The sequence below is a fragment of the Kitasatospora sp. NPDC008050 genome (assembly GCF_042957465.1).
Taxonomy (GTDB): domain Bacteria; phylum Actinomycetota; class Actinomycetes; order Streptomycetales; family Streptomycetaceae; genus Kitasatospora.
The window spans coordinates 176,950-196,038 of record NZ_JBIBIJ010000018.1 but is presented as its reverse complement, the minus strand read 5'-3'; the positions used below and the strand labels follow the sequence as shown (position 1 = coordinate 196,038).

Genomic DNA, 19,089 nt, shown 5'->3' with positions numbered 1-19,089 from the left:
CGCTCAGTCCTCCCACTGCAACTTGGCGACCGCGTCCAGGATCCGGTCCACGCCGGGCAGGTGATGGTGCTCCAGCATCGGCGGCGGGTAGGGGATGTCGAAGCCGGTCACCCGCAGCACGGGAGCGGCCAGGTGGTGGAAGCAGCGCTCGCTGACCCGGGCGGCGATCTCGGCGCCCACCCCGCCGAACCCGCTCGCCTCGTGCACCACCACCGCGCGCCCGACCGAGCGGACCACCTCGGCGACCGTCGCGTCGTCGAACGGCACCAGGCTGCGCAGGTCGAGCACCGCCAGGTCCCAGCCCTCGGCCTTGGCCGCCTCGGCCGCCTCCAGGCAGACCGGCAGCGAGGGCCCGTAGGTGATCAGCACCGCCGAACGCCCGGCCCGGCGCAGCACCGCGCGCCCGATCGGCTCGCTCGGGGCCGAGGTGTCCAGCTCGGCCTTGGACCAGTAGAGCCGCTTGGGCTCCAGGAAGATCACCGGGTCGTCGGAGGCGATCGAGGCCCGCAGCAGCCCGTAGGCGTCACCCACCGTGGCCGGGGTGACCACGTGCAGCCCGGGAGTGGCGGTGTAGTAGGCCTCGGAGGAGTCACTGTGGTGCTCCACCCCGCCGATCCCGCCGCCGTAGGGCACCCGGACGGTGATCGGCAGGCCGAGCCCGCCCGCCGTCCGGTTGCGCATCTTGGCCACGTGCGAGACGAGTTGCTCCATCGCGGGGTAGGCGAAGGCGTCGAACTGCATCTCGACCACCGGGCGCAGCCCGTACATCGCCATGCCGATCGCGGTTCCCAGGATGCCCGCCTCGGCCAGCGGGGTGTCCAGGCAGCGGTCGGCGCCGAACTCGGCTGCCAGGCCGTCGGTGACCCGGAAGACCCCGCCCAGGGCGCCGACGTCCTCGCCCAGCAGGTGCACCGCCGTATCGGCCCGCATCGAGTCGCGCAGCGCGGCGTTCAGCGCCTGCGCCATGCTGCTGGTGCGCACACCCTGCTCCGTGGTCATCGTGCTCACGCCCCCGCCCCCGTCCGACCGGCCGTCTGACCGGCCGCCTGCTCCGCCGCCAGCTCGGCGGCCAACTGCTCGGCCTGCTCCAGAAGTTGGGGCGTCGGCTCGGCGTACACGTGCTGGAACAGGCTGAGCGGGTCGAGCTCGGGCTCGGCGTGGAACTCCGCGCGCATGGTGGCCGCCACCGCCTCGGCCTCCTCGGCCGCCCGGGCCACCGCCGCGTCGTCCAGCAGGTCGGCCTCGCGCAGGTGGCGCTCCATCAGCACCAGCGGATCGTGCGCGCGCCAGGCCTCCACCTCGTCGTCGACCCGGTAGCGGGTCGCGTCGTCGGCGTTGGTGTGCGCGTCCAGCCGGTAGGTCAGCGCCTCCACCAGGGTCGGCCCGCCGCCGGCCCTGGCCCGGTCCATCGCCTCGGAGAGCACCGCGTGCACGGCCACCACGTCGTTGCCGTCCACCAGTCGCCCGGGCATCCCGTAGCCGACCGCCTTGTGCGCCAGGCTCGGCGCCGCCGACTGCTTGGTGAGCGGCACCGAGATCGCGTAGCCGTTGTTCTGCACCAGGAAGACCACCGGGGCACCCAGCACCGCGGCGAAGTTCAGCGCCTCGTGGAAGTCGCCCTCGCTGGTGCCGCCGTCGCCCAGCATGGCGAGCGCGACCACCGGCTCGCCGCGCAGCCGCGCCGCGTGCGCCAGCCCGACCGCGTGCGGGGCCTGGGTGGCCAGCGGGGTGCAGAGCGGCGCGGTCCGGGTGGCCCTGGGGTCGTAGCCGGTGTGCGCGCTGCCGCGCAGCAGGGTCAGCGCGGCCAGCGGGTCCACCCCGCGGCCGACCACCGCGAGGGTGTCGCGGTAGCTGGGGAAGAGCCAGTCGTCGGCACCGAGCACGGCCGCCGCCGCCACCTCACAGGCCTCCTGGCCGGTGGAGGAGGGGTAGACCGCGAGCCGGCCCTGCTTGGTGAGGGTGGTCGCCTGCTGGTTGTAGCGGCGGCCCACCACCAGTCGGCGGTAGAGGTCGCGCAGCAGCTCGGCGTCGTACTTGGCCAGCGCGGGGGTGCCGAGGACGCGGACCGGGGAGCTGTCCGGCAGCAGCGGTGCGGGGTCGGTCCGGGGGCCGCTCGCATCGGGCAGCCACGGGGGCACGGGCGCGGTGGGCCGGTGGTCGAGGACGGTCATCAGGCACCTCCAAGGGGTGGGGAGGTCGCCCCGGCGGAGGCCAGGGAGGGCCGCGGGAAGGACGGCAGGCGGGTGTTGCCTCCCAACCGATTGTTCGGTTGTCTATTCATTGTGGCCACAGCCGAACGAAGGTGCTGGACAATCGGCCGCCGCGGCAGTCTGCTGAAGGCAGCGCGTCCATCGTGGGAGGGCTGGGGGACATGAGTGCTGAACAAATGGCCGGGTCGACCGGAGGCAGAGCGCAGCTCCCAGCGGTGGGCACCGGCACCGACCGCGGCCTGGACCGGGTGGACCGCTCGATCCTGCGGCTGCTCCAGCAGGACGGCCGGGCCTCGATCCGCTCGGTCGCCGAGCGGGTGCACGTCTCGCGCGCCAACGCCTACGCCCGGATCGCCCGGATGATGGAGGACGGCGTGATCCGCGGCTTCACCGCCCGGGTCGACCACGAACGGGCCGGTCAGGGCGCCTGCGCCTACGTCACCCTGAAGATCGTCCAGAACTCCTGGCGGACCGTGCGCGAGCAGCTGCTCGACCTGCCGGGGGTGGCGCACATCGCGCTGGTGGGCGGCGAGTTCGACGTGCTGATGCTGGTGCACACCGCCGACAACCGGGCGCTGCGCGAGCTGGTGCTGGGCAGCATCCAGGCCATTCCCGACGTGCTCTCCACCCAGACCCTGCTGGTCTTCGAGGAGACCGACCGGGTGCCCCCCGCCTGACCGGCCCCCACCTGACCGGCCACCGTCCGACCGGCCCCCGTCCGACCGGCCCCGCCTGACGGCGCCCGCTCAGGCCCGCAGGCCGTCGAAGGCCAGGTGGATCACCGCGTCCGGTACCCCGTCCACCGTGTGCTCCGCCAGCGGGCCCTCGGGCCGGTACCACTCCACGATCGAGTTGATCATCCCGAAGAGCAGCCGGGTGGCCAGCCGCGGCTCCACGTCCGCGCGCAGCTCGCCCGCCGTCACCGCCTCCCGGAGCAGCTCGGCCACCCGGTGGTCGAAGTCCCGGCGCCGCTCCAGCGCCCACTGCTCGGTGCCGGTGTTGCCGCGCACCCGCAGCAGCAGCGTGACGTAGGGCAGCTCGGCCAGCAGCACCTCGGTGGTCCGCCGCACCACGTGCTCCAGCCGGTCCACCGCCCGGCCCTGGCAGGAGTCCGGTTCCTCCAGGATCGCGAACAGCCCGTCCAGCGCCCGGCCCACCGCGAGCCGCAGCAGCTCCTCCTTGCCGCGCACGTGGTGGTAGATCGAGGACTTGGAGATCCCGGCCGCCCGCGACAGGTCCTCCATCGAGGTGCCGTCGTAGCCGCGGGTGTTGAAGACCTCCACGGTGACGGCGAGCAGGGAGTCGACGGTGTAGGTGGTGCGGTTCGGGTACTCGGCCATGCTCCGAGTATCCCCGCACCCGGCGGCCCGCCTCCGTGCACCCCTTCCCCGGGCACCCCGCCCCCGGGCACCCCATCACCCGGGCACCTCGTCCCCCTGGGCCCTGCCCCCCCGACCGATCGTTCGGTTACGCTGAGGAGCGTCAGCCCAGTCCTCCCCCTCCGAGGAGCCCGCATGGCCGCCGTGGACGAATTGATCGAACGTCATCAGGAGACCCTCACCCGTGCGCTGACCGCGCTCGGCGAACGGGACTACTGGTCGCCCTACCCCGAGTTCCCCAAGGCCTACGGCGAGGACGCCCCCGAGGAGGGCAGGCTCGCCTTCGAGGCGCTGCTCGGCACCGCCTTCGCGCTGCCCGGCCAGCCCAGCACCGGCGAGCTGGAGGGCACCGAGGTCTCCCCGTTCGGTCTTGAGCTGAACATCTCCTACCCGCGCAGCGAGGTCCCCGAGCTGCTGGCCGCCGCCAAGGCCGGCCAGGGCGCCTGGGCCGCCGCCACGCCCGCCGCCCGCGCCGCCGTCTGCCTGGAGATCCTGGCCCGGATCAACGCCCGCTCGCACGAGATGGCGCTGGCCGTCCAGCACACCACCGGTCAGGCGGCCGCGATGGCCTTCCAGGCCGGCGGCCCGCACGCCCAGGACCGCGGCCTGGAGGCGGTCGCCTACGCCTACGCCGAGCAGGCCAAGCTGCCCGCCGAGGCCGGCTGGACCAAGCCGCAGGGCAAGCGCGACCCGCTGGTGCTGCGCAAGCGCTTCGTCACCGTGCCGCGCGGCACCGCGCTGATGATCGGCTGCAACACCTTCCCGACCTGGAACGGCTACCCCGGCCTGTTCGCCTCGCTGGCCACCGGCAACCCGGTGGTGGTCAAGCCGCACCCGCGCGCGGTGCTGCCGCTGGCGCTCACCGTGCGGATCGCCCGCGAGGTGCTCGGCGAGGCCGGCTTCGACCCCAACCTCGTCACGCTGGCCGCCGAGCGCGACCGCGAGGGCATCGCCAAGACCCTGGCGCTCCACCCGGACGTGCGGATCATCGACTACACCGGCTCCACCGAGTTCGGCGACTGGCTGGAGAAGAACGCCGAGCAGGCGCTGGTCTACACCGAGAAGGCCGGCGTCAACACGGTGGTCATCGACTCCACCGCCGACTACAAGGGGATGCTGGCCAACCTGGCCTTCGCGCTCTCCCTCTACACCGGCCAGATGTGCACCACCCCGCAGAACCTGCTGATCCCGCGGGCCGGCATCGAGACCGACCAGGGCCCCAAGACCTACGACGAGGTGGTCGCCGACCTGGCCCGCTCGATCGAGGGCCTGCTCGGCGACGACGCCCGGGCCGCCGCGATCCTGGGCGCCGTGGTCAACCCGGCCGTGCTGCAGCGCAGCGCGGCGGCCGCCGGCGGCGAGTACGGCGACCTCGCGCTCGCGCCGCGGGTGGTGACCAGCGAGGAGTTCCCGGGCGCCACCATCCGCACCCCCGCCCTGATCAAGGTCGAGGCGCACAAGCCGGACGACCGTGCGCTCTTCCTCACCGAGTGCTTCGGCCCGGTCTACTTCGCCGTCGCCGTCGACTCCGCCCAGGACGCCGTGGAGCTGCTGCGCCTGACCGTCACCGAGAAGGGCGCGATGACGGCCACCGGCTACACCACCTCCCCCGAGGTCGAGCAGCAGCTGGTCCAGGCCTGCCTGGACTCGGGCGTCTGCCTCTCGCTCAACCTCACCGGCGGCGTCTACCCGAACCAGACCGCCGCCTTCTCCGACCTGCACGGCACCGGCGCCAACCCGGCCGCCAACGCCGCCTACACCGACGCCGCCTTCGTGGCCAACCGGTTCCGCGTGGTGGAGATCCGCTACCAGGACTGATCCTGCTGATCCGGCGTCAGCCGGTCGGTGCCGGAGCGGGGTCCTACATCCGCTCCGGTGCCTTCAGTCCCAGCAGGTCCAGCCCCTGCGCCAGGGTGCGCGCGGTGAGCCGGCAGAGGGCCAGCCGGTTGGCCCGCAGCGCCGGGGTGGGCGCCTTGAGCACCGGGCAGGCCCCGTAGAACTCGGTGAGCGCCTTGGCCAGCGCGAACAGGTAGCCGCAGAGCCGGTGCGGCTCCAACTCCCCGGCCACCTCGCCGAGTACCGCGTCGAAGCCGTCGAGCCGCAGGATCAGCGCCCGCTCGGCCGGGTGCAGCGGCAGCGAGGCGTCCACACCGGTGGCCACCGCACCCCCCGCCTTGCCCAGCAGGGTGCACAGCCGGGCGTGCGCGTACTGCAGGTAGACACCGGTGTTGCCGTTCAGCGAGACCATCTGGGCGGGGTCGAAGACATAGTTCTTCGCCCGCGAGGTGGACAGGTCCGCGTACTTGACCGCGCCGATCCCGGCCGCCTCGACCACCTCGGTCAGCGCCGCACCGGTCAGCTCGTGCGCCTTGTCGGCCGTCACCGCCCGCGCCCCCGCCACGGCCGCGTCCAGCAGCCCGGCCAGCGGCACGGTGCCACCGGCCAGTTCGCCCTGCAGCGCCAGCGCCAGCTCGCGCGGCGCCATACCGGCCGGTCCGGCCAGCGAGAGCGCCGCGTTGGACTGGAAGTCGGCGTGTTCCGAGGGCCGCACCACAGGGTCGCGTCGGGCGAGCTCCGGGGTCAGGACACGCGTCATGGCACCGGCCACCGCGTCCTCCACCAAAGTCATCGCCGCGCGTACCTCAGCCACCAGGGTTCCCTCTCCGGTCACGGCAGCTCCACCGCTGCCGGCGTCCCCGCATGCTAGGGGCGCGGGCCGCACCCGGGCGCCCGATTTTTCGCGGGCGCCGCCGGTCGGGGAGATTCACAGCACCGAACAGGCCCGGGATGATGGGAAGGTGGGTAGGGGACCGAGAGGCAGCCCGTACCACCGATGAGCCGACGAACCCGGGGAGTTACGCCCATGACGGATCAGCTGACCGAGTCCGAGGTGGTTGTGGTCGGGGCCGGTCCGACCGGCCTGCTGCTGGCCGGCGACCTGGCCGCGGCCGGCCTGCGGGTGACGGTGCTGGAGCGGCGCGGCAAGGAGGCCAACACGACCCGTGCCTTCGCCGTGCACGCCCGCACGCTGGAGCAGTTGGACGCCCGGGGGCTGGCCGAGGAGCTGATCGCCACCGGCACCAAACTCGGCGAGCTGCGGCTGTTCGGCCGGCTGCGACTCGACCTGTCCAGCCTGCCCACCCGGTTCCCGTTCGTGCTGGTCACCCCGCAGTACAACACCGAACGGCTGTTGCAGGAGCGGGCGGTGAAGGCCGGCGCGGCGCTGCTGCGCGAGCACCAGGTCACCGGTCTGCGCCAGGACGCCGAGGGCGTGACCCTGCAGGTGACCACCCCGGGCGGCCCGGCCACCCACCGGGCCCGGTACGTGGTGGGCGCGGACGGCGTGCACAGCGCCGTGCGCGAGCTGGTCGGCATCCCGTTCCCCGGCGAGTCGGTGGTCAGCTCCGTGATGCTGGCCGACGTCCGCCTGGAGCGCGCCCCCGAGCTGGCGATCACGGCCGGCGCGAGCAGCGAGGGCTTCGCCTTCCTGGCCTCGTTCGGGGACGGCTGGTACCGGGCGATCGCCTGGGACCGGACCCGCCAACTGCCCGACGACACAGCGGTTTCGCTGGACGAGGTGGCCGACACCACCCGGCGCGCGCTGGGCGTCGACTACGGCCTGCAGGAGGCCCGCTGGCTGTCGCGCTTCCACAGCGACGAGCGGCAGGTGCCGCGCTACCGGGACGGCCGGGTGCTGCTCGCCGGGGACGCGGCGCACTGCCACTCCCCGGCCGGCGGCCAGGGCATGAACACCGGCCTGCAGGACGCCGCCAACCTTGGCTGGAAGCTGGTGGAGGTGGTGCGCGGCCGGGCCCCCGAGAGCCTGCTGGACAGCTACCAGGAGGAGCGCCACCCGGTCGGCAAGGCGGTGCTGCGCAGTTCGGGCGCGCTGATCCGCCTCGCCCTGGCACCGAGCACCGCCACCCGGGCGCTGCGCTCGGCGGCCGCCACGCTGGCCGACTCGGTCCCCCCGCTGATGGCCCGGATGACCGGTTCGGTCAGCGGGATCGGGATCAACTACCCGGCCGGGCCCGGCGCGCACCCGCTGGCCGGGCGCCGGGTGCCGGACCTGCGTCTGGCCCAGGACGCCCCCGGCCGGCCGGGGCGCCTCTACGAGGCGCTGCGCGGCGGCGCCTTCGTGCTGATCAGCGCCGACGAGCGGGCACCCGGCGCCCCGTTCAGCGGTCTCGAACCGTCCGTCAGCCAGGCCTGGGGCGAGCGGCTGGTGCACGCCGCGCCCGCCGACCCGCACGGCAAGCTGCGCTCCACCGTGCTGCTGGTGCGCCCGGACGGCTACGCCGCCTGGGCGGCGGCCGACCCCAGCCACTCCGAGCTGCGCGCCGCCCTCACCCACTGGCTGGGCACCCCGGACCGGGCGTAGCCCCGCGAGGCCGCCTCGGACCCGACGGCCTCCACAACCGGCTCCGGCCCCGGCTCCGGCTCTGGCGCGGTGACTCCCCGGAGCACCGCGCCGGCCACCAGCCACGCGCCCGGCGGGCCACCGGATATCGCCGGAACTGGCCAGCAAACCATGGATAGTTGACCACCAGTGGGCTGACCGCAGCCGAACTACCCGCCGCCACCGTCGCACCGGCGCCACGTACCGGGCCCCGCAGCGCGGGGATTGCCTTCGCCGTGGCCGCACGCTTACCGTGCACCGGGCCGGTGGACCAGACCACGCGCGGAGGAAAAGTCCGGACCACCGTATTCACTGTATAGATTCCCCGCCATTCAGTTCACATTGGCCCGATACACACTTGACTGTTATTTAGCATTTCATTACCTGATGATGGGCCAACTCCCAGTGAACTTCTGGGATGTTCTGTCACAGCGTTCACGACCCCCCGGAACGCGTGACCCTGCCGGCCGCTCTGGCCGACCAGAGGAGGAGCCCCGTGCGTCCCCGCCCCCTCGCTCTCGCTGCCGCGATAGCCCTGCTGCCGCTCTGCGCGGCCTCGCTCTCGGTCACCACTGCCCAGGCCGCGACCCCCAACGCCTCGGCCTCGCGCATCGCGCTGCCCAACACCGTGACCCCCGCGGTGGCCCACTCGCAGAAGCAGGGTGACGTTCCCGCCACCCAGCAGCTGTCGGTGGCGGTCAGCCTGAAGCTGCGCAACACGGCCGACCTGGACAACTTCCTGGCGGACGTCGCCAACCCGAAGTCGCCGAACTACGGTCACTACCTGACCCCGGCCGAGTTCACCGCCCGCTACGCGCCGACCCAGGCCGACGTCGACCACGTCGTCGCCTTCCTGAAGTCGCAGGGCCTGACCGCCTCGGTCAGCGCCAACCGCCAGGTGATCGACGCCAAGGGCACCAACGCCCAGATCGCGCAGGCCTTCGGGACGCACGAGAGCGCCTACTACGACGCCTCCGACGCCAAGCAGTTCTTCGCCAACGACAACGCCGCCACGCTGCCGGCCGACGTCGCCGCGGTCGTCCAGGGCATCTCCGGTCTGAACAACAAGACCGTGCGCACCCCGGAGCTGGCCAAGCCGAACGGCGCGCAGCCGATGGCGACCCCCAGCGGTTACGGCCCGAGCCAGTACGACGGCGCCTACAACCTGAACAAGGTGGGCGCGGACGGCACCGGCGTCAAGGTCGCGCTCTGGGAGTTCGACGGCTACCAGTCGTCCAACCTCAGCACCTACGACCAGCAGTTCGGCCTGAGCGGCCCGGCGGTCACCACCGTCCCGGTCGACGGCCAGAGCTACGACAGCGCGCCCGGCCAGGGCCAGGGCGAGGTCGAGCTGGACAGCGAGATCGTGCGCGGCGTGGCCCCCAAGGCCACCCAGCTGGTCTACGAGGCCCCCAACAGCGACCAGGGCGAGATCGACATGGCCGCCAAGATCGTGGCCGACGACCAGGTCTCGGTCATCTCGATCTCCTGGGGCGGCTGCGAGCCCGACACCACGCAGTCCTCGATGACCGCGGTGGACACCTCCTTCAAGCAGGCCGCCGCCGAGGGCATCTCGGTCTACTCCGCCTCCGGTGACGACGGCTCGCGCGACTGCACCCGCTCCACCAGCGGCGCCTCGGTCAAGTCGGTGGACTTCCCCGGCTCGGACACCTACGTGACCAGCGTCGGCGGCACCAACCTGCAGGTCTCCGGCACCTCCTACTCCTCGGAGAGCGCCTGGAGCACCGCAGGCGGCGGCGTCTCCACCGTGTTCAGCAAGCCGAGCTGGCAGACCGGCACCGGCGTGAGCGGCACCATGCGCACCGTTCCCGACGTGTCCTCCAACGCCGACCCGAACAGCGGCTTCGCCATCTACACCCAGGGCACCAGCGGCCCGGCCTGGCAGCAGTACGGCGGCACCAGCGCCGCGGCCCCGCTGTGGTCCGGCTTCACCGCGCTGTTCAACCAGAAGGCCAAGACAGCCGGCAAGGCCAACCTCGGCCAGGCCAACCCGGCGCTCTACTCGGTCGCCAACAGCGGCAGCTACGGCACCGCCTTCCACGACGTGAAGACCGGCGCCAACCAGGACTTCAACGCCGGCACCGGCTACGACCAGGTCACCGGCTGGGGCTCCCCGGTCGCCGACGCGCTGACCACCGCCCTGCTCGGCGGCGGCACCGGCCCGACCGGCGACACCGTCACCGTCACCGGCCCCGGCGCGCAGAACGGCACCGTCGGCACCGCCGTCTCGCTGCAGGTCAACGGCACCGACAGCGCCTCGGGCCAGACCCTGAGCTACTCGGCCACCGGCCTGCCGGCCGGCCTGTCGATCAGCACCTCGGGCCTGATCTCCGGCACCCCGACCGCGGCCGGCACCTCCTCGGTGACCGTCACCGCCAAGGACTCGACCGGCGCCACCGGCACCGCGACCTTCAGCTTCACCGTGGCCGCCGCCGCCGGCAGTTGCACCTCGGCCCAGCTGCTCGGCAACGCCGGCTTCGAGAGCGGCAGCGCCGCGCCCTGGAACACCAGCAGCGGCGTGATCAACAACGACCTGAGCAGCGAGCCCTCGCACTCGGGCAACTACGACGCCTGGCTGGACGGGTACGGCACCACCCACACCGACACCCTCTCGCAGACCGTCACCATCCCGGCCGGCTGCAAGGCCACCTTCAGCTTCTGGCTGCACATCGACACGGCGGAGACCGGCAACACGGCCTACGACAAGCTCACCGTCCAGGCCAACGGCACCACCCTGCACACCTACTCCAACGTGGACGCCGCCAGCGGCTACACCCAGCGCACCTTCGACCTGTCGGCGTTCGCCGGTCAGACGGTGACCCTCAAGTTCACCGGCACCGAGGACTCCTCGGCGCAGACCAGCTTCGTGATCGACGACACCGCGCTGAACGTCGGCTGAGAACCCGGCCGTCTCACCCAGCGAAATCGGCTGCCACACCGCGTCATTAACCGGTAGCGCACCGACACCAAAAATTGAATAGCCCCAGGTGAATGAGATCCCGCCGGTATCGGAGTGCCGTCCGATACCGGCGGGATTGTTGCATTCGCGTTTCATCGGTTTGGAGATCCCAGCAAACCCGCGTGAAGCTAATTTGTCGTGACCACTGTCATACCCGCGGGTAGATGACGTAGCCTCTGATTCCTGCGTAAGGTTCCTGCAGCTCGGTGCCGTCCCCACAACGGCACCGAGCCGGTTCCGCCACGTAAGTCTCCTGGCAACGAGGCGGCTGGTGGGGAGGGTTGTCTCGCATGGGCTCGCAATATCCGCAGAACGTCGGCCACCTGCGCCTGGTGGACCAACGACCGATCATCCCCCTGCCCTTGGGCCGACTGATGCCCACCGCTTGTCCCACCCGGGCCAGTCGATCGGCCACGATCGGTTTCGCCGAAACCCTGCACAGCGCGATCGAGGCCAGCGGGCTGAGCCTGGACCGGATTCGCTCCGAGCTGGACCGACAGGGCGTCAGAGTCAGTGTCACCACGCTCAGTTACTGGCGCCGCGGTCGCAGCCAACCCGAACGGGCCTCCTCCGTCCAGGCGGTGGCGCTGCTGGAGAACCTGCTGGGCCTGCCCACGACCGGCTTGTCCAGCCTGCTCGGCCCACCCCGCCCGCGTGGCCGCTGGGTGACCGGCAGCCCCCAGGACAGCGTGCCGGTGGCCACGATCTGGCCCGAGGAGCTGCGCATCGCCGAGGTCTTCGACGAGCTGGACGCACCGCCCACCAGCGAGCTGGAACGACTCAGCGTGCACGACGCCTGCTACGTCGGCGCCGACCGGATCGGCGCGGTGCTGAGGACCCGTCAGGTGGTGCGGGCCACCGTCCCCGGCGTCTCGCGCTGCCTGGTGGTGCACCAGGCGGACGAGGACGCCACCGGCTGCCCCGAGCTGACCTCGGTGCGGCACGCCCGGCTCGGCCGGGTCCGGCGCTGCCCCGAGATCGGCCTGCTGGTCGCCGAGCTCCTGCTGGACCGCCCGCTGGGGCTCGGCGACTCCACGGTCTTCGAGTACGAGGTCGAGCTGCCCCCGGGCGGCCCGACCACCGTCTACGGCCGCCGCTTCGCCGCGCCGGTGCGCGAGTACGTGCTCCAGGTGCACTTCGACCCGACCGCCGTCCCCGCCCACTGCGAGCGCTACGAACGCGACCCGGGCGCCGCACGCGACCGGGTCCGCGAGCGCCTGTGGATCGGCGCCTCGGCCAGCGCCCACGTACTGGCCACCGAGCAGCAGCCGGGACAGAGCGGGATCCGCTGGGAATGGGAGTAGGACTCCCCCCGGTGGCTGCGGCAGGATCACCCTCCAGACCTTTCCTATCCCTGGGGGAACGATGAGCAACGACAGCACCGTGGTCCTGCGCCCGATCGGCCTGGTCACCGGTGGCCGCACCGAGGTGACCGACGACGACTGGGGCCAGGTCGCCGCCGTGATCCGACTCGACCCGGCGCAGTACAGCGCCGAGGCCCTGCTCGGCCTGGACGCCTTCACGCACCTGGAGGTGGTCTTCCACTTCCACAAGGTGGCCGAGGAGAAGATCGAGACCACCGCCCGCCGCCCGCGCGGCAACCCCGAGTGGCCCGAGGTCGGCATCTTCGCCCAGCGCGGCAAGAACCGTCCCAACCGCCTCGGCGTCTCGCGCTGCCGCCTGGTCGAGGTGGACGGCCTCGATGTGCACGTGCTCGGCCTGGACGCCGTGGACGGCACCCCGGTGCTCGATCTCAAGCCGTGGATGGCCGAGTTCGGCCCGCTCGGCGACACCGGGCAGCCGCAGTGGGCCACCGAGCTGATGCGCGCCTACTACTGACGGCCCGGACCACCGCCTCGGGAGCCGGCGGCCGGTCGTGCGACAGTGCTGGCATGACCAACAGCGCCGCCGCCGACCCCACCGGCCCCACCGATCCCACCCGACCGGCGGAGTCCCCTGAAGCCCCTGAAACCCCCGAAGCCGCCCTGCGCCGCTGGCGGGCGGCGGCCCAGCAGCCGGACAGCGTGCTGATCGACGGCTTCCACGCGCTCAAGCACACGCTGCGGTTCGGCGGCGAGCTGCGCCTGGTGCTCACCAGCGACCGGGCCGCGCTGGCCGGGCTCGCCGAGGGCCTGGCCCCCGACGTCGCGGCCGCCGTGCTGGCCGCCGCCGTCGAGGTGCCGGCCGCCGCCGTGCGCGAGCTGGTGCCGCGCCCGCACCCGACCGGGGTGGCGGCGCTCGCCCGGCGCCCCGACCCCGCCCAAGCGCTGGCCCGGCTGCGGGCGCTGCCGCGCCGGGCGCCCGTGGTGGTGCTGGACAACCCGCGCAACCTCGGCAACGTGGGTGCCGTGGTGCGGCTGGCGGCCGGCTTCGGCGCCACCGGCGTGGTCACCACCGGCGATCTGGACCCCTGGCACCCGACCGTGGTGCGGGCCGGTGCCGGGCTGCACTTCGCCACCGACGTGGCGCACCTGACGGCCGATCAGCTCCCGCCCGGGCCGCTGTTCGTGCTGGACCCGCAGGGCGCGGACATCCACTCGGTGCGGCTGCCGGACGAGGCGCTGCTCGTCTTCGGCTCCGAGCGGCACGGGGTGAGCCGGGAGCTGCGGTCCCGGGCGGACGCGCTGCTGGCGATCCCGATGCGCCCGCTGGTCTCCAGCTTCAACCTGGCCACCTCGGTCGGCATGGGGCTCTTCCACTGGCAGTCCGGGCACCGGTCAGCCGGCTGACCCCGGCCCGTCCGACCCCCGCCCGTCCGATCCCCGCCCGTCCGGCCCCGGCTCGGCGGCCACCGCCCCGGCCGGCCGCACCGCCTTCTCCAGGTCGGTGAGCGCCTGCATCAGCAGCCGGCTGCCGGAGCGGACCACCTCCAGCTGGTCACCGGGCCGCTGCCCGGGCGTCCCCTCCAGCAGCTCCTCCCAGAGCAGTTGCGCGTCCCGCACCGTGCGGAAGTCCACCGCCCGCCCGGTGAGCACCGCCGCCCCGGCCGCCGCCGTCGCCTCGGCCAGCGCCTGCCCGAAGTCGGTGGCGCCCGGCACCGGTTCGGCCTGCCGCCCCGGCAGGTGGGCCTCCATCAGCAGCGCGACCCGGGACAGGAACCCGACCGCCTCCCTGGCCCGGCCCAGCTGCCGGCGGCTGAGCTGCGGCGAGTGCACGGCGTGCCGCACCGGCTCGGCCTCGGCCCGCTCCCGGGCCTGCAGGAAGGCCGCCCGGGCCTCGCGCGCGTCCAGCAGCGCACCGCGCACCGCCCGCGGATCGCGGCCGGCCGGGTCACCGTAGGCGCCCAGCACCGCGCCCGCGTACCGGCCCACGGCGGTGATCCACTCAGCGGTGCGCTCCGGCAGCCGGGCCGTCTCCCAGGTGGGGAAGAGCGCGTAGGCCAGCAGCGCGACGGCGCCGCCCAGCAGGGTCAGCAGGATCCGCTCGTAGGCGGTGCTGAGCGGTGGCTCCGGCTCCATCCCGAGCAGGAAGACCACGTAGGCCGAGATGCAGGTGGTCATCACCGCGTAGCCGGTGCTCAGGGTCAGGTACGCCCCGCCGATGCAGAGAACCGCCAGCACGCAGGCGACCCAGTTCCCCGGGTGCAGCAGCTCGACCACACCGGTGGCCAGCAGCACGCCGACCACTGTGCCAGCCACCCGGGCCACTCCCCGGGTGTAGGTCTGCACGAAGTCGGGCCGGATCACCATGGCGGCGGTCATCGCCGCCCAGTAGCTGTGGTGCAGTCCGGTCAGCCGGGCCAGCAGGTAGGCGGCGGTGACCACCCCCGACAGCCGCACCGCGTGGTGCAGGATCGGCGAGCCGGCCCGCAGCTGGCGCCGCGCGGTGCGCACCGCCACCGGCAGCATCCGGGCCAGGCCCGGGCGCAGCAGCGCGCCGCCGGGCCCGGCGATCGGCGTCTCCAGGGTGGACTCGGCGTTCTGGTCGAGGCCGCCGAAGGCCCGGCCGAGCAGCGCGGTGAGCCGACGGGCCGCGCGCAGTGCCGGGCCGTGCAGCACCGGCCGCACGGGGGCGATCAACGCGGCCGGCGCCGAGGCCGGGTAGCTCGCCGGCTCCCCGGTGCGGATCGCCCGGGCCAGCGCGTCCAGCAGCTGCGCGGCGCCGGCCAGCAGCTCGCGGGCCCGGTCCCGCTCCGGTCCCTCGGCGGCCGCGCCGAGTTGGGGGTCGGCGATCGCGGCCAGGGTCGGGCGGATCCGCTCGGCGATCCCGCGCAGCCCGCGCAGTTCGGGCGGCCGGCGGCGGTCCTGCCAGGGCGTCACGGCGGCCGCGTGGCGGGCCGTCATCAGCGGGTCCGGGTCCATCGCCGCGTGCGGGTCGTGCCGCAGCCGCCGGGCGTAGTCGGCCAGCGAGGCGTACGCGTCGGCCAGCGCGTCGCGCTGCGCGCCCCAGCTCTTGATCGGCCAGAGCGTGATCACCAGCGCCTGGACCCCGCCGCCGAGCGCGCAGAGCCCCGCGTGCGCCGCCGCGGTGGCCACGCTGACGGGCAGTTGGACCACCACCAGCATCACGGTCAGCGTGTTGGTGGCCACCACGCCGGCAGTCGGGCCGAGCGACCAGGCCAGGCCCGCCGCGAAGGCCCAGGCGGCCAGCAGCACCGGGAAGAGCCCGGGCACCGAGACCGCCAGATAGCCGAGGAAGGTGCTCACCCCGAGGCCGAGCCCCGCGGCCAGGGCCAGCGAGGGGCGCGGCCGGAAGCTGCGCTGGAAGGTGGCCGTGCCGGCGATGAAGGCGCCCAGCGCGGCCGAGATGGCCGGGCCCGGGCCGCCGACGGCGAGCACCGGGAAGACCACCAGCGCCACCGCCGCGGCCCCGCGCGCCGCCCGGTACGGATCGCTCAGCGTCCGCTCGGGCCGCAGGCCCGCGCGGCCGGTGTGGTGGAGCGCGGCAAGCCAGGGCATAACGGACAGTCTAGGTGTCCGGCCGCGCCCACTTACCCGCCCACGCACCGACCCGGCGCAGCGCGCCGGTGGGCAGGAAGACGGCGTCCGCCGCGACCATCGCCAGCGAGAAGAACGGCAGGCCGAGCAGGACCGCGATCGCCAGGTGCTCGGCGATCATCATCCCCAGCAGCACGTTCTTCACCCGCCGGTTCACCAGCGTGAAGGGGAAGGCGACCTGCACCGCGACGGTGCCGTAGGAGAGCAGGAAGACCAGGACCGCGCTGCCGCCCAGCAGCGCCGACAGGCCCGGCCAAGGGGTGAAGTAGTCCAGGTGCAGCGGGTAGTAGAGCGCGGAGCCGTCCTGCCAGCGCGAGCCCTGCACCTTGTACCAGCCCGCCGTGGCGTACACCAGCACCACCTGCGCGGCGATCACCAGCATCGCGCAGTGGTGCAGCATGGTGGCCAGCGCGTCCAGCACCGCGCGCGGCTCGCCCGCGGGCCACCAGCGCTCGACGGCGTACCAGAGGCCGGCGAAGGCCCACAGCACCCAGAAGAGCACCGCCCAGCCGACGCCCGGCCAGCCGTCCCCGCCCCAGCCGATGTGCCCGGTGAGCTGAGCGGCCGTCAGCAGTGCGCCGCAGAGCAGCCAGAGCAGCACCCCGACCGGATCGCCTCCCCCACCGGCGCCGCCACCACCGGCGCCGCCACCACCGCGAGCGCCACGGCGGGCCAGCCGCCGGGCGTCCAGCGACCAGACGCTCGCGCACCGGGTGAAGACCAGGTAGATCGCCATCAGGTGGATGATGTTGTCCCCGCCGTCGCCCACCAGCACGTTGCGGTTCTGCACCGAGACCACGGCCACCAGGAAGAGCACCGAGCTGAACCTGGTCCGCCAGCCGAGCAGCAGCAGCACCCCGGCCAGGATCGCCAGCAGGTAACAGCTCTCGAACCACCAGCGCTCGTCGCGCCAGAGCAGCACCGTGAAGGCATGCGTCTCGCCCACCAGATCGCGGGCCAGCTGCGGACTCCACGGGGACCGGTCGCCGTACAGCTCGCGGCGGTGCGGCCACTCGCGCAACAGCTGCAGGGTGAAGGTCAGCGCGAAGCCGATCCGCACCACGGCGGCCTGGTAGCCGGCCAGCGGCCGGGCGGTCAGCGCGGTGAAGCCGGCCAGCAGGGCGCCGCCGAGCTGCCCGGCCAGGTTCGGGCGCGGGGCGGGCGGCACCGGGCGGGGCGGCTCGTGGTCCTCGGCCACCGGCCCGCCCTGGCGCGGGATCCCGGTCAGCAGGCCCTCGGTCTCCGGCTGACCGGTCATGACAGCCCCCGGTAGTCCACGGTGCTCACCGGCCACCAGGGCAACTGGCGGTACTGGGGATCGGTGGACCAGTGCTGGGTGCTCCACGGCGGCGCGGCCACCGCCACCGTCGCGGAGCGGACTTCGATGCCGGTGATCGCGGAACCCAGCAGCGTCGGGCCGATCCGCTGCAGCGCGATCCGCTTGAGGTACTCCTCGGAGAGCCGGCCGCGGGTGCCGATCGGGCTCTCGTCCTGCGCGTTGTGGGTGCTGTCGTAGAAGTCCCAGGCCCGGCGCAGCAGGTTCTGGTCGGCGTGGCTGGGGAAAGGGTTGCCGCGCACGGCGGCGATGTCCTGGGCCGTCAGGTCCACCCAGTTCCCGTCCCCGTCGGCCGTGCGCGCCCGGACGTCGACGCTGATGTTCTGCTGCAGCGGGTCGGGGGCGAAGAGCTTCCAGTTCTGCTCGAACTCCGGGTAGACCAGGCCGTTCACCTGGTCCTGGTAGCGCTGGGAGAGCGAGTTGGGGGGTGCCACGCTCAGGAAGAGCGCACCGAGGAAGACGACGGTGCCGCTCAGCAGCACCACCGCGGCGGTCGCCAGCACCGCGAGCGCGGGCGGCGACCAGGCGCGCCCGGGCATGCCGGAGCGCACCACCTCCTGGTCGGCCATCGGGCCTGCCTCCCCTCCTGTGGAGTTACAGCACGTACGCCTCTTCGCCCGAACCGCTCACCATCGGGCGTCCCGCCTGTGCCCAGGCGAACATGCCGCCGTCCACGTTGAAGGCCTGGCGCTCCTGGTTCACCAAGTACTGCACGACCTGGGCGGAGCGGCCGCCGACCCGGCAGACCACGTACAGCGGCGCCTCGGGCACCTCGTCGAGGCGGGCCGTGAACTGGCTCATCGGGATGTGCAGCGCGCCCTCGGCGTGGCCCGCGTCCCACTCGTCCTGCTCGCGCACGTCGATCAGCACCGCGTCGGCGGGGAGGTTCTCGACCTGGACGGTGGGGATCTGCTGGAACATGCTCGGGCTCTCCTGGTGGTTCGACGACGGCCTGGGTACGGACGACGGCCTGGGTGCCGGGGTCGGTGCCCCATTGTCCACCGCCAGCAGCCGGGTCAGTTCCTGCTGCTGCGCGGCGGCCTTGGCCAGCAGCTGCTCGGCCAGCTCGGCCAGCAGCTGGTCCGGGTCGCCCGGCGCCAGCGCCAGCAGCGAGCCCATCGCGGTGCCCTCCAGCCGGACCTGCTCGGTGGCGAGCTCGGTGATCCGCGCGCTCAGCCACTCGAGACGCTGGAGCAGCCACTCACCGCGGTCCGGCGCGTCCCACTCGGGCGCGGACTCCGGCGCGGTGGACCACTCCTCGGTCAGCACCTCCAGCGCTGCCGCGTCCCCGCGTGCGTAGGCCTCGTTGGCCCGGGCGATGAACGCGGAGCGGCGCTCCTGCTCGGCCGGGTCGGTGGACAGGTCGGGGTGGGCCCGGCGGGCCAACTCGCGGTAGAGCCGCTGGGCCTCCTTGCCGGGGCGCACCCGGCGCGGCCGCTGCTCCGCGCCGGCCGGCCCGCCCGCTTCGTCGGATTCGCCGACCGCCTGCGACGCCCGCTCCTCGGCCTGCCGCACGCTGTCGAACAGGGCGTCCAGGTCGGGCAGTTCGTCCACCAAGCGGCGCGCGTCCACGGCCCGGCACAGGTCCTCGGGGCTGCCGGTGCGCGCCGCCACGGCCTCGGCGACCAGCGCCTCCAGCTCGTCGATCCTGGCGTAGAGCGGGCCGAGCCGCTCATGGTGGATGAGCGCGAAGTTGTCGATCTCGACCCGCAGGGTCTCGACCTCGACCTCCAGCGTCAGCCAGGCCAACTCGGTGGCCGCGACCCGCTCTTCCAGCCGCTGCCGCTCCGGGTCCGCCCAGCGGACGGGGCTCATCGCGGTCACCTGCTCGCCTCGCTCATCATCCGT

15 protein-coding genes are annotated in these 19,089 nt (G+C 73.4%); 7 read left to right on the top strand and 8 right to left on the bottom strand.

What is annotated here, in order from left to right:
* Window positions 1-3: 3 nt before the first annotated feature.
* Both ACFZB9_RS29340 and pdhA read right to left on the bottom strand, forming a co-directional pair.
* A complete protein-coding gene (locus ACFZB9_RS29340) occupies window positions 4-999 on the bottom strand; it encodes an alpha-ketoacid dehydrogenase subunit beta (RefSeq protein ID WP_391452128.1) in 996 nt (331 codons plus the stop codon).
* 5 nt (window positions 1,000-1,004) lie between these two features.
* A complete protein-coding gene (gene pdhA / locus ACFZB9_RS29335; RefSeq protein ID WP_391452089.1) occupies window positions 1,005-2,171 on the bottom strand; it encodes a pyruvate dehydrogenase (acetyl-transferring) E1 component subunit alpha in 1,167 nt (388 codons plus the stop codon).
* Between the two features lie 200 nt (window positions 2,172-2,371).
* Here pdhA and ACFZB9_RS29330 point away from each other — a divergent pair, with 200 nt between their 5' ends.
* Window positions 2,372-2,887, top strand: a complete 516-nt coding sequence (locus ACFZB9_RS29330) for an Lrp/AsnC family transcriptional regulator (protein ID WP_391452087.1) — start codon at window positions 2,372-2,374, stop codon at window positions 2,885-2,887.
* Window positions 2,888-2,956: 69 nt separating this feature from the next.
* Here the strand turns inward: ACFZB9_RS29330 and ACFZB9_RS29325 are convergent, their stop codons facing one another.
* Complete coding sequence (locus tag ACFZB9_RS29325) at window positions 2,957-3,550, bottom strand: TetR/AcrR family transcriptional regulator (RefSeq protein WP_391452085.1); 594 nt, start codon at window positions 3,548-3,550, stop codon at window positions 2,957-2,959.
* A gap of 174 nt (window positions 3,551-3,724) precedes the next feature.
* Here ACFZB9_RS29325 and paaN point away from each other — a divergent pair, with 174 nt between their 5' ends.
* Window positions 3,725-5,407, top strand: coding sequence for a phenylacetic acid degradation protein PaaN (gene paaN, locus ACFZB9_RS29320; protein ID WP_391452083.1), 1,683 nt, complete (start codon window positions 3,725-3,727; stop codon window positions 5,405-5,407).
* Between the two features lie 43 nt (window positions 5,408-5,450).
* Here the strand turns inward: paaN and argS are convergent, their stop codons facing one another.
* On the bottom strand, window positions 5,451-6,239 hold the full coding sequence (gene argS, locus ACFZB9_RS29315) for an arginine--tRNA ligase (protein WP_391452081.1): 789 nt from the start codon (window positions 6,237-6,239) through the stop codon (window positions 5,451-5,453).
* Window positions 6,240-6,452: 213 nt separating this feature from the next.
* On the opposite strand from argS, the gene ACFZB9_RS29310 reads away from it, so the two are divergent.
* From ACFZB9_RS29310 to ACFZB9_RS29290, 5 genes are all read left to right on the top strand, one after another.
* Entirely contained in the window at window positions 6,453-7,970 is a 1,518-nt protein-coding gene (locus ACFZB9_RS29310) for an FAD-dependent oxidoreductase (RefSeq protein WP_391452080.1), read from the top strand.
* Between the two features lie 514 nt (window positions 7,971-8,484).
* Window positions 8,485-10,908 (top strand): protease pro-enzyme activation domain-containing protein, encoded by a 2,424-nt coding sequence (locus ACFZB9_RS29305; RefSeq protein WP_391452078.1) that lies wholly within the window; start codon window positions 8,485-8,487, stop codon window positions 10,906-10,908.
* A 350-nt stretch (window positions 10,909-11,258) separates the two neighbouring features.
* The gene (locus tag ACFZB9_RS29300; protein ID WP_391452077.1) at window positions 11,259-12,272 is read left to right on the top strand and encodes a hypothetical protein; all 1,014 of its coding nucleotides are present in this window, start codon (window positions 11,259-11,261) and stop codon (window positions 12,270-12,272) included.
* 61 nt (window positions 12,273-12,333) lie between these two features.
* A complete protein-coding gene (locus ACFZB9_RS29295; RefSeq protein WP_391452076.1) occupies window positions 12,334-12,807 on the top strand; it encodes an SAM-dependent methyltransferase in 474 nt (157 codons plus the stop codon).
* Between the two features lie 53 nt (window positions 12,808-12,860).
* Window positions 12,861-13,697 carry a TrmH family RNA methyltransferase gene (locus ACFZB9_RS29290; RefSeq protein WP_391452075.1) on the top strand — a complete coding sequence of 279 codons (837 nt, stop codon included), beginning with the start codon at window positions 12,861-12,863 and terminating at the stop codon, window positions 13,695-13,697.
* On the opposite strand, the gene ACFZB9_RS29285 is transcribed toward ACFZB9_RS29290, so the two are convergent.
* The 4 genes from ACFZB9_RS29285 to ACFZB9_RS29270 are packed head-to-tail and all read right to left on the bottom strand — an operon-like array spanning window position 13,686 to window position 19,056.
* The gene (locus tag ACFZB9_RS29285; protein ID WP_391452073.1) at window positions 13,686-15,866 is read right to left on the bottom strand and encodes an FUSC family protein; all 2,181 of its coding nucleotides are present in this window, start codon (window positions 15,864-15,866) and stop codon (window positions 13,686-13,688) included. The genes ACFZB9_RS29290 and ACFZB9_RS29285 overlap by 12 nt on opposite strands.
* Before the next feature lie 10 nt (window positions 15,867-15,876).
* Window positions 15,877-17,163 (bottom strand): HTTM domain-containing protein, encoded by a 1,287-nt coding sequence (locus ACFZB9_RS29280; protein ID WP_391452071.1) that lies wholly within the window; start codon window positions 17,161-17,163, stop codon window positions 15,877-15,879.
* Window positions 17,160-17,810 (bottom strand): DUF5819 family protein, encoded by a 651-nt coding sequence (locus tag ACFZB9_RS29275; protein ID WP_391452069.1) that lies wholly within the window; start codon window positions 17,808-17,810, stop codon window positions 17,160-17,162. Before ACFZB9_RS29275 ends, ACFZB9_RS29280 begins: the two co-directional genes overlap by 4 nt.
* Window positions 17,811-17,835: 25 nt before the next feature.
* Window positions 17,836-19,056: a rhodanese-like domain-containing protein gene (locus ACFZB9_RS29270; RefSeq protein WP_391452067.1), complete on the bottom strand. Its 1,221-nt coding sequence runs from the start codon at window positions 19,054-19,056 to the stop codon at window positions 17,836-17,838.
* Window positions 19,057-19,089: the final 33 nt, after the last annotated feature.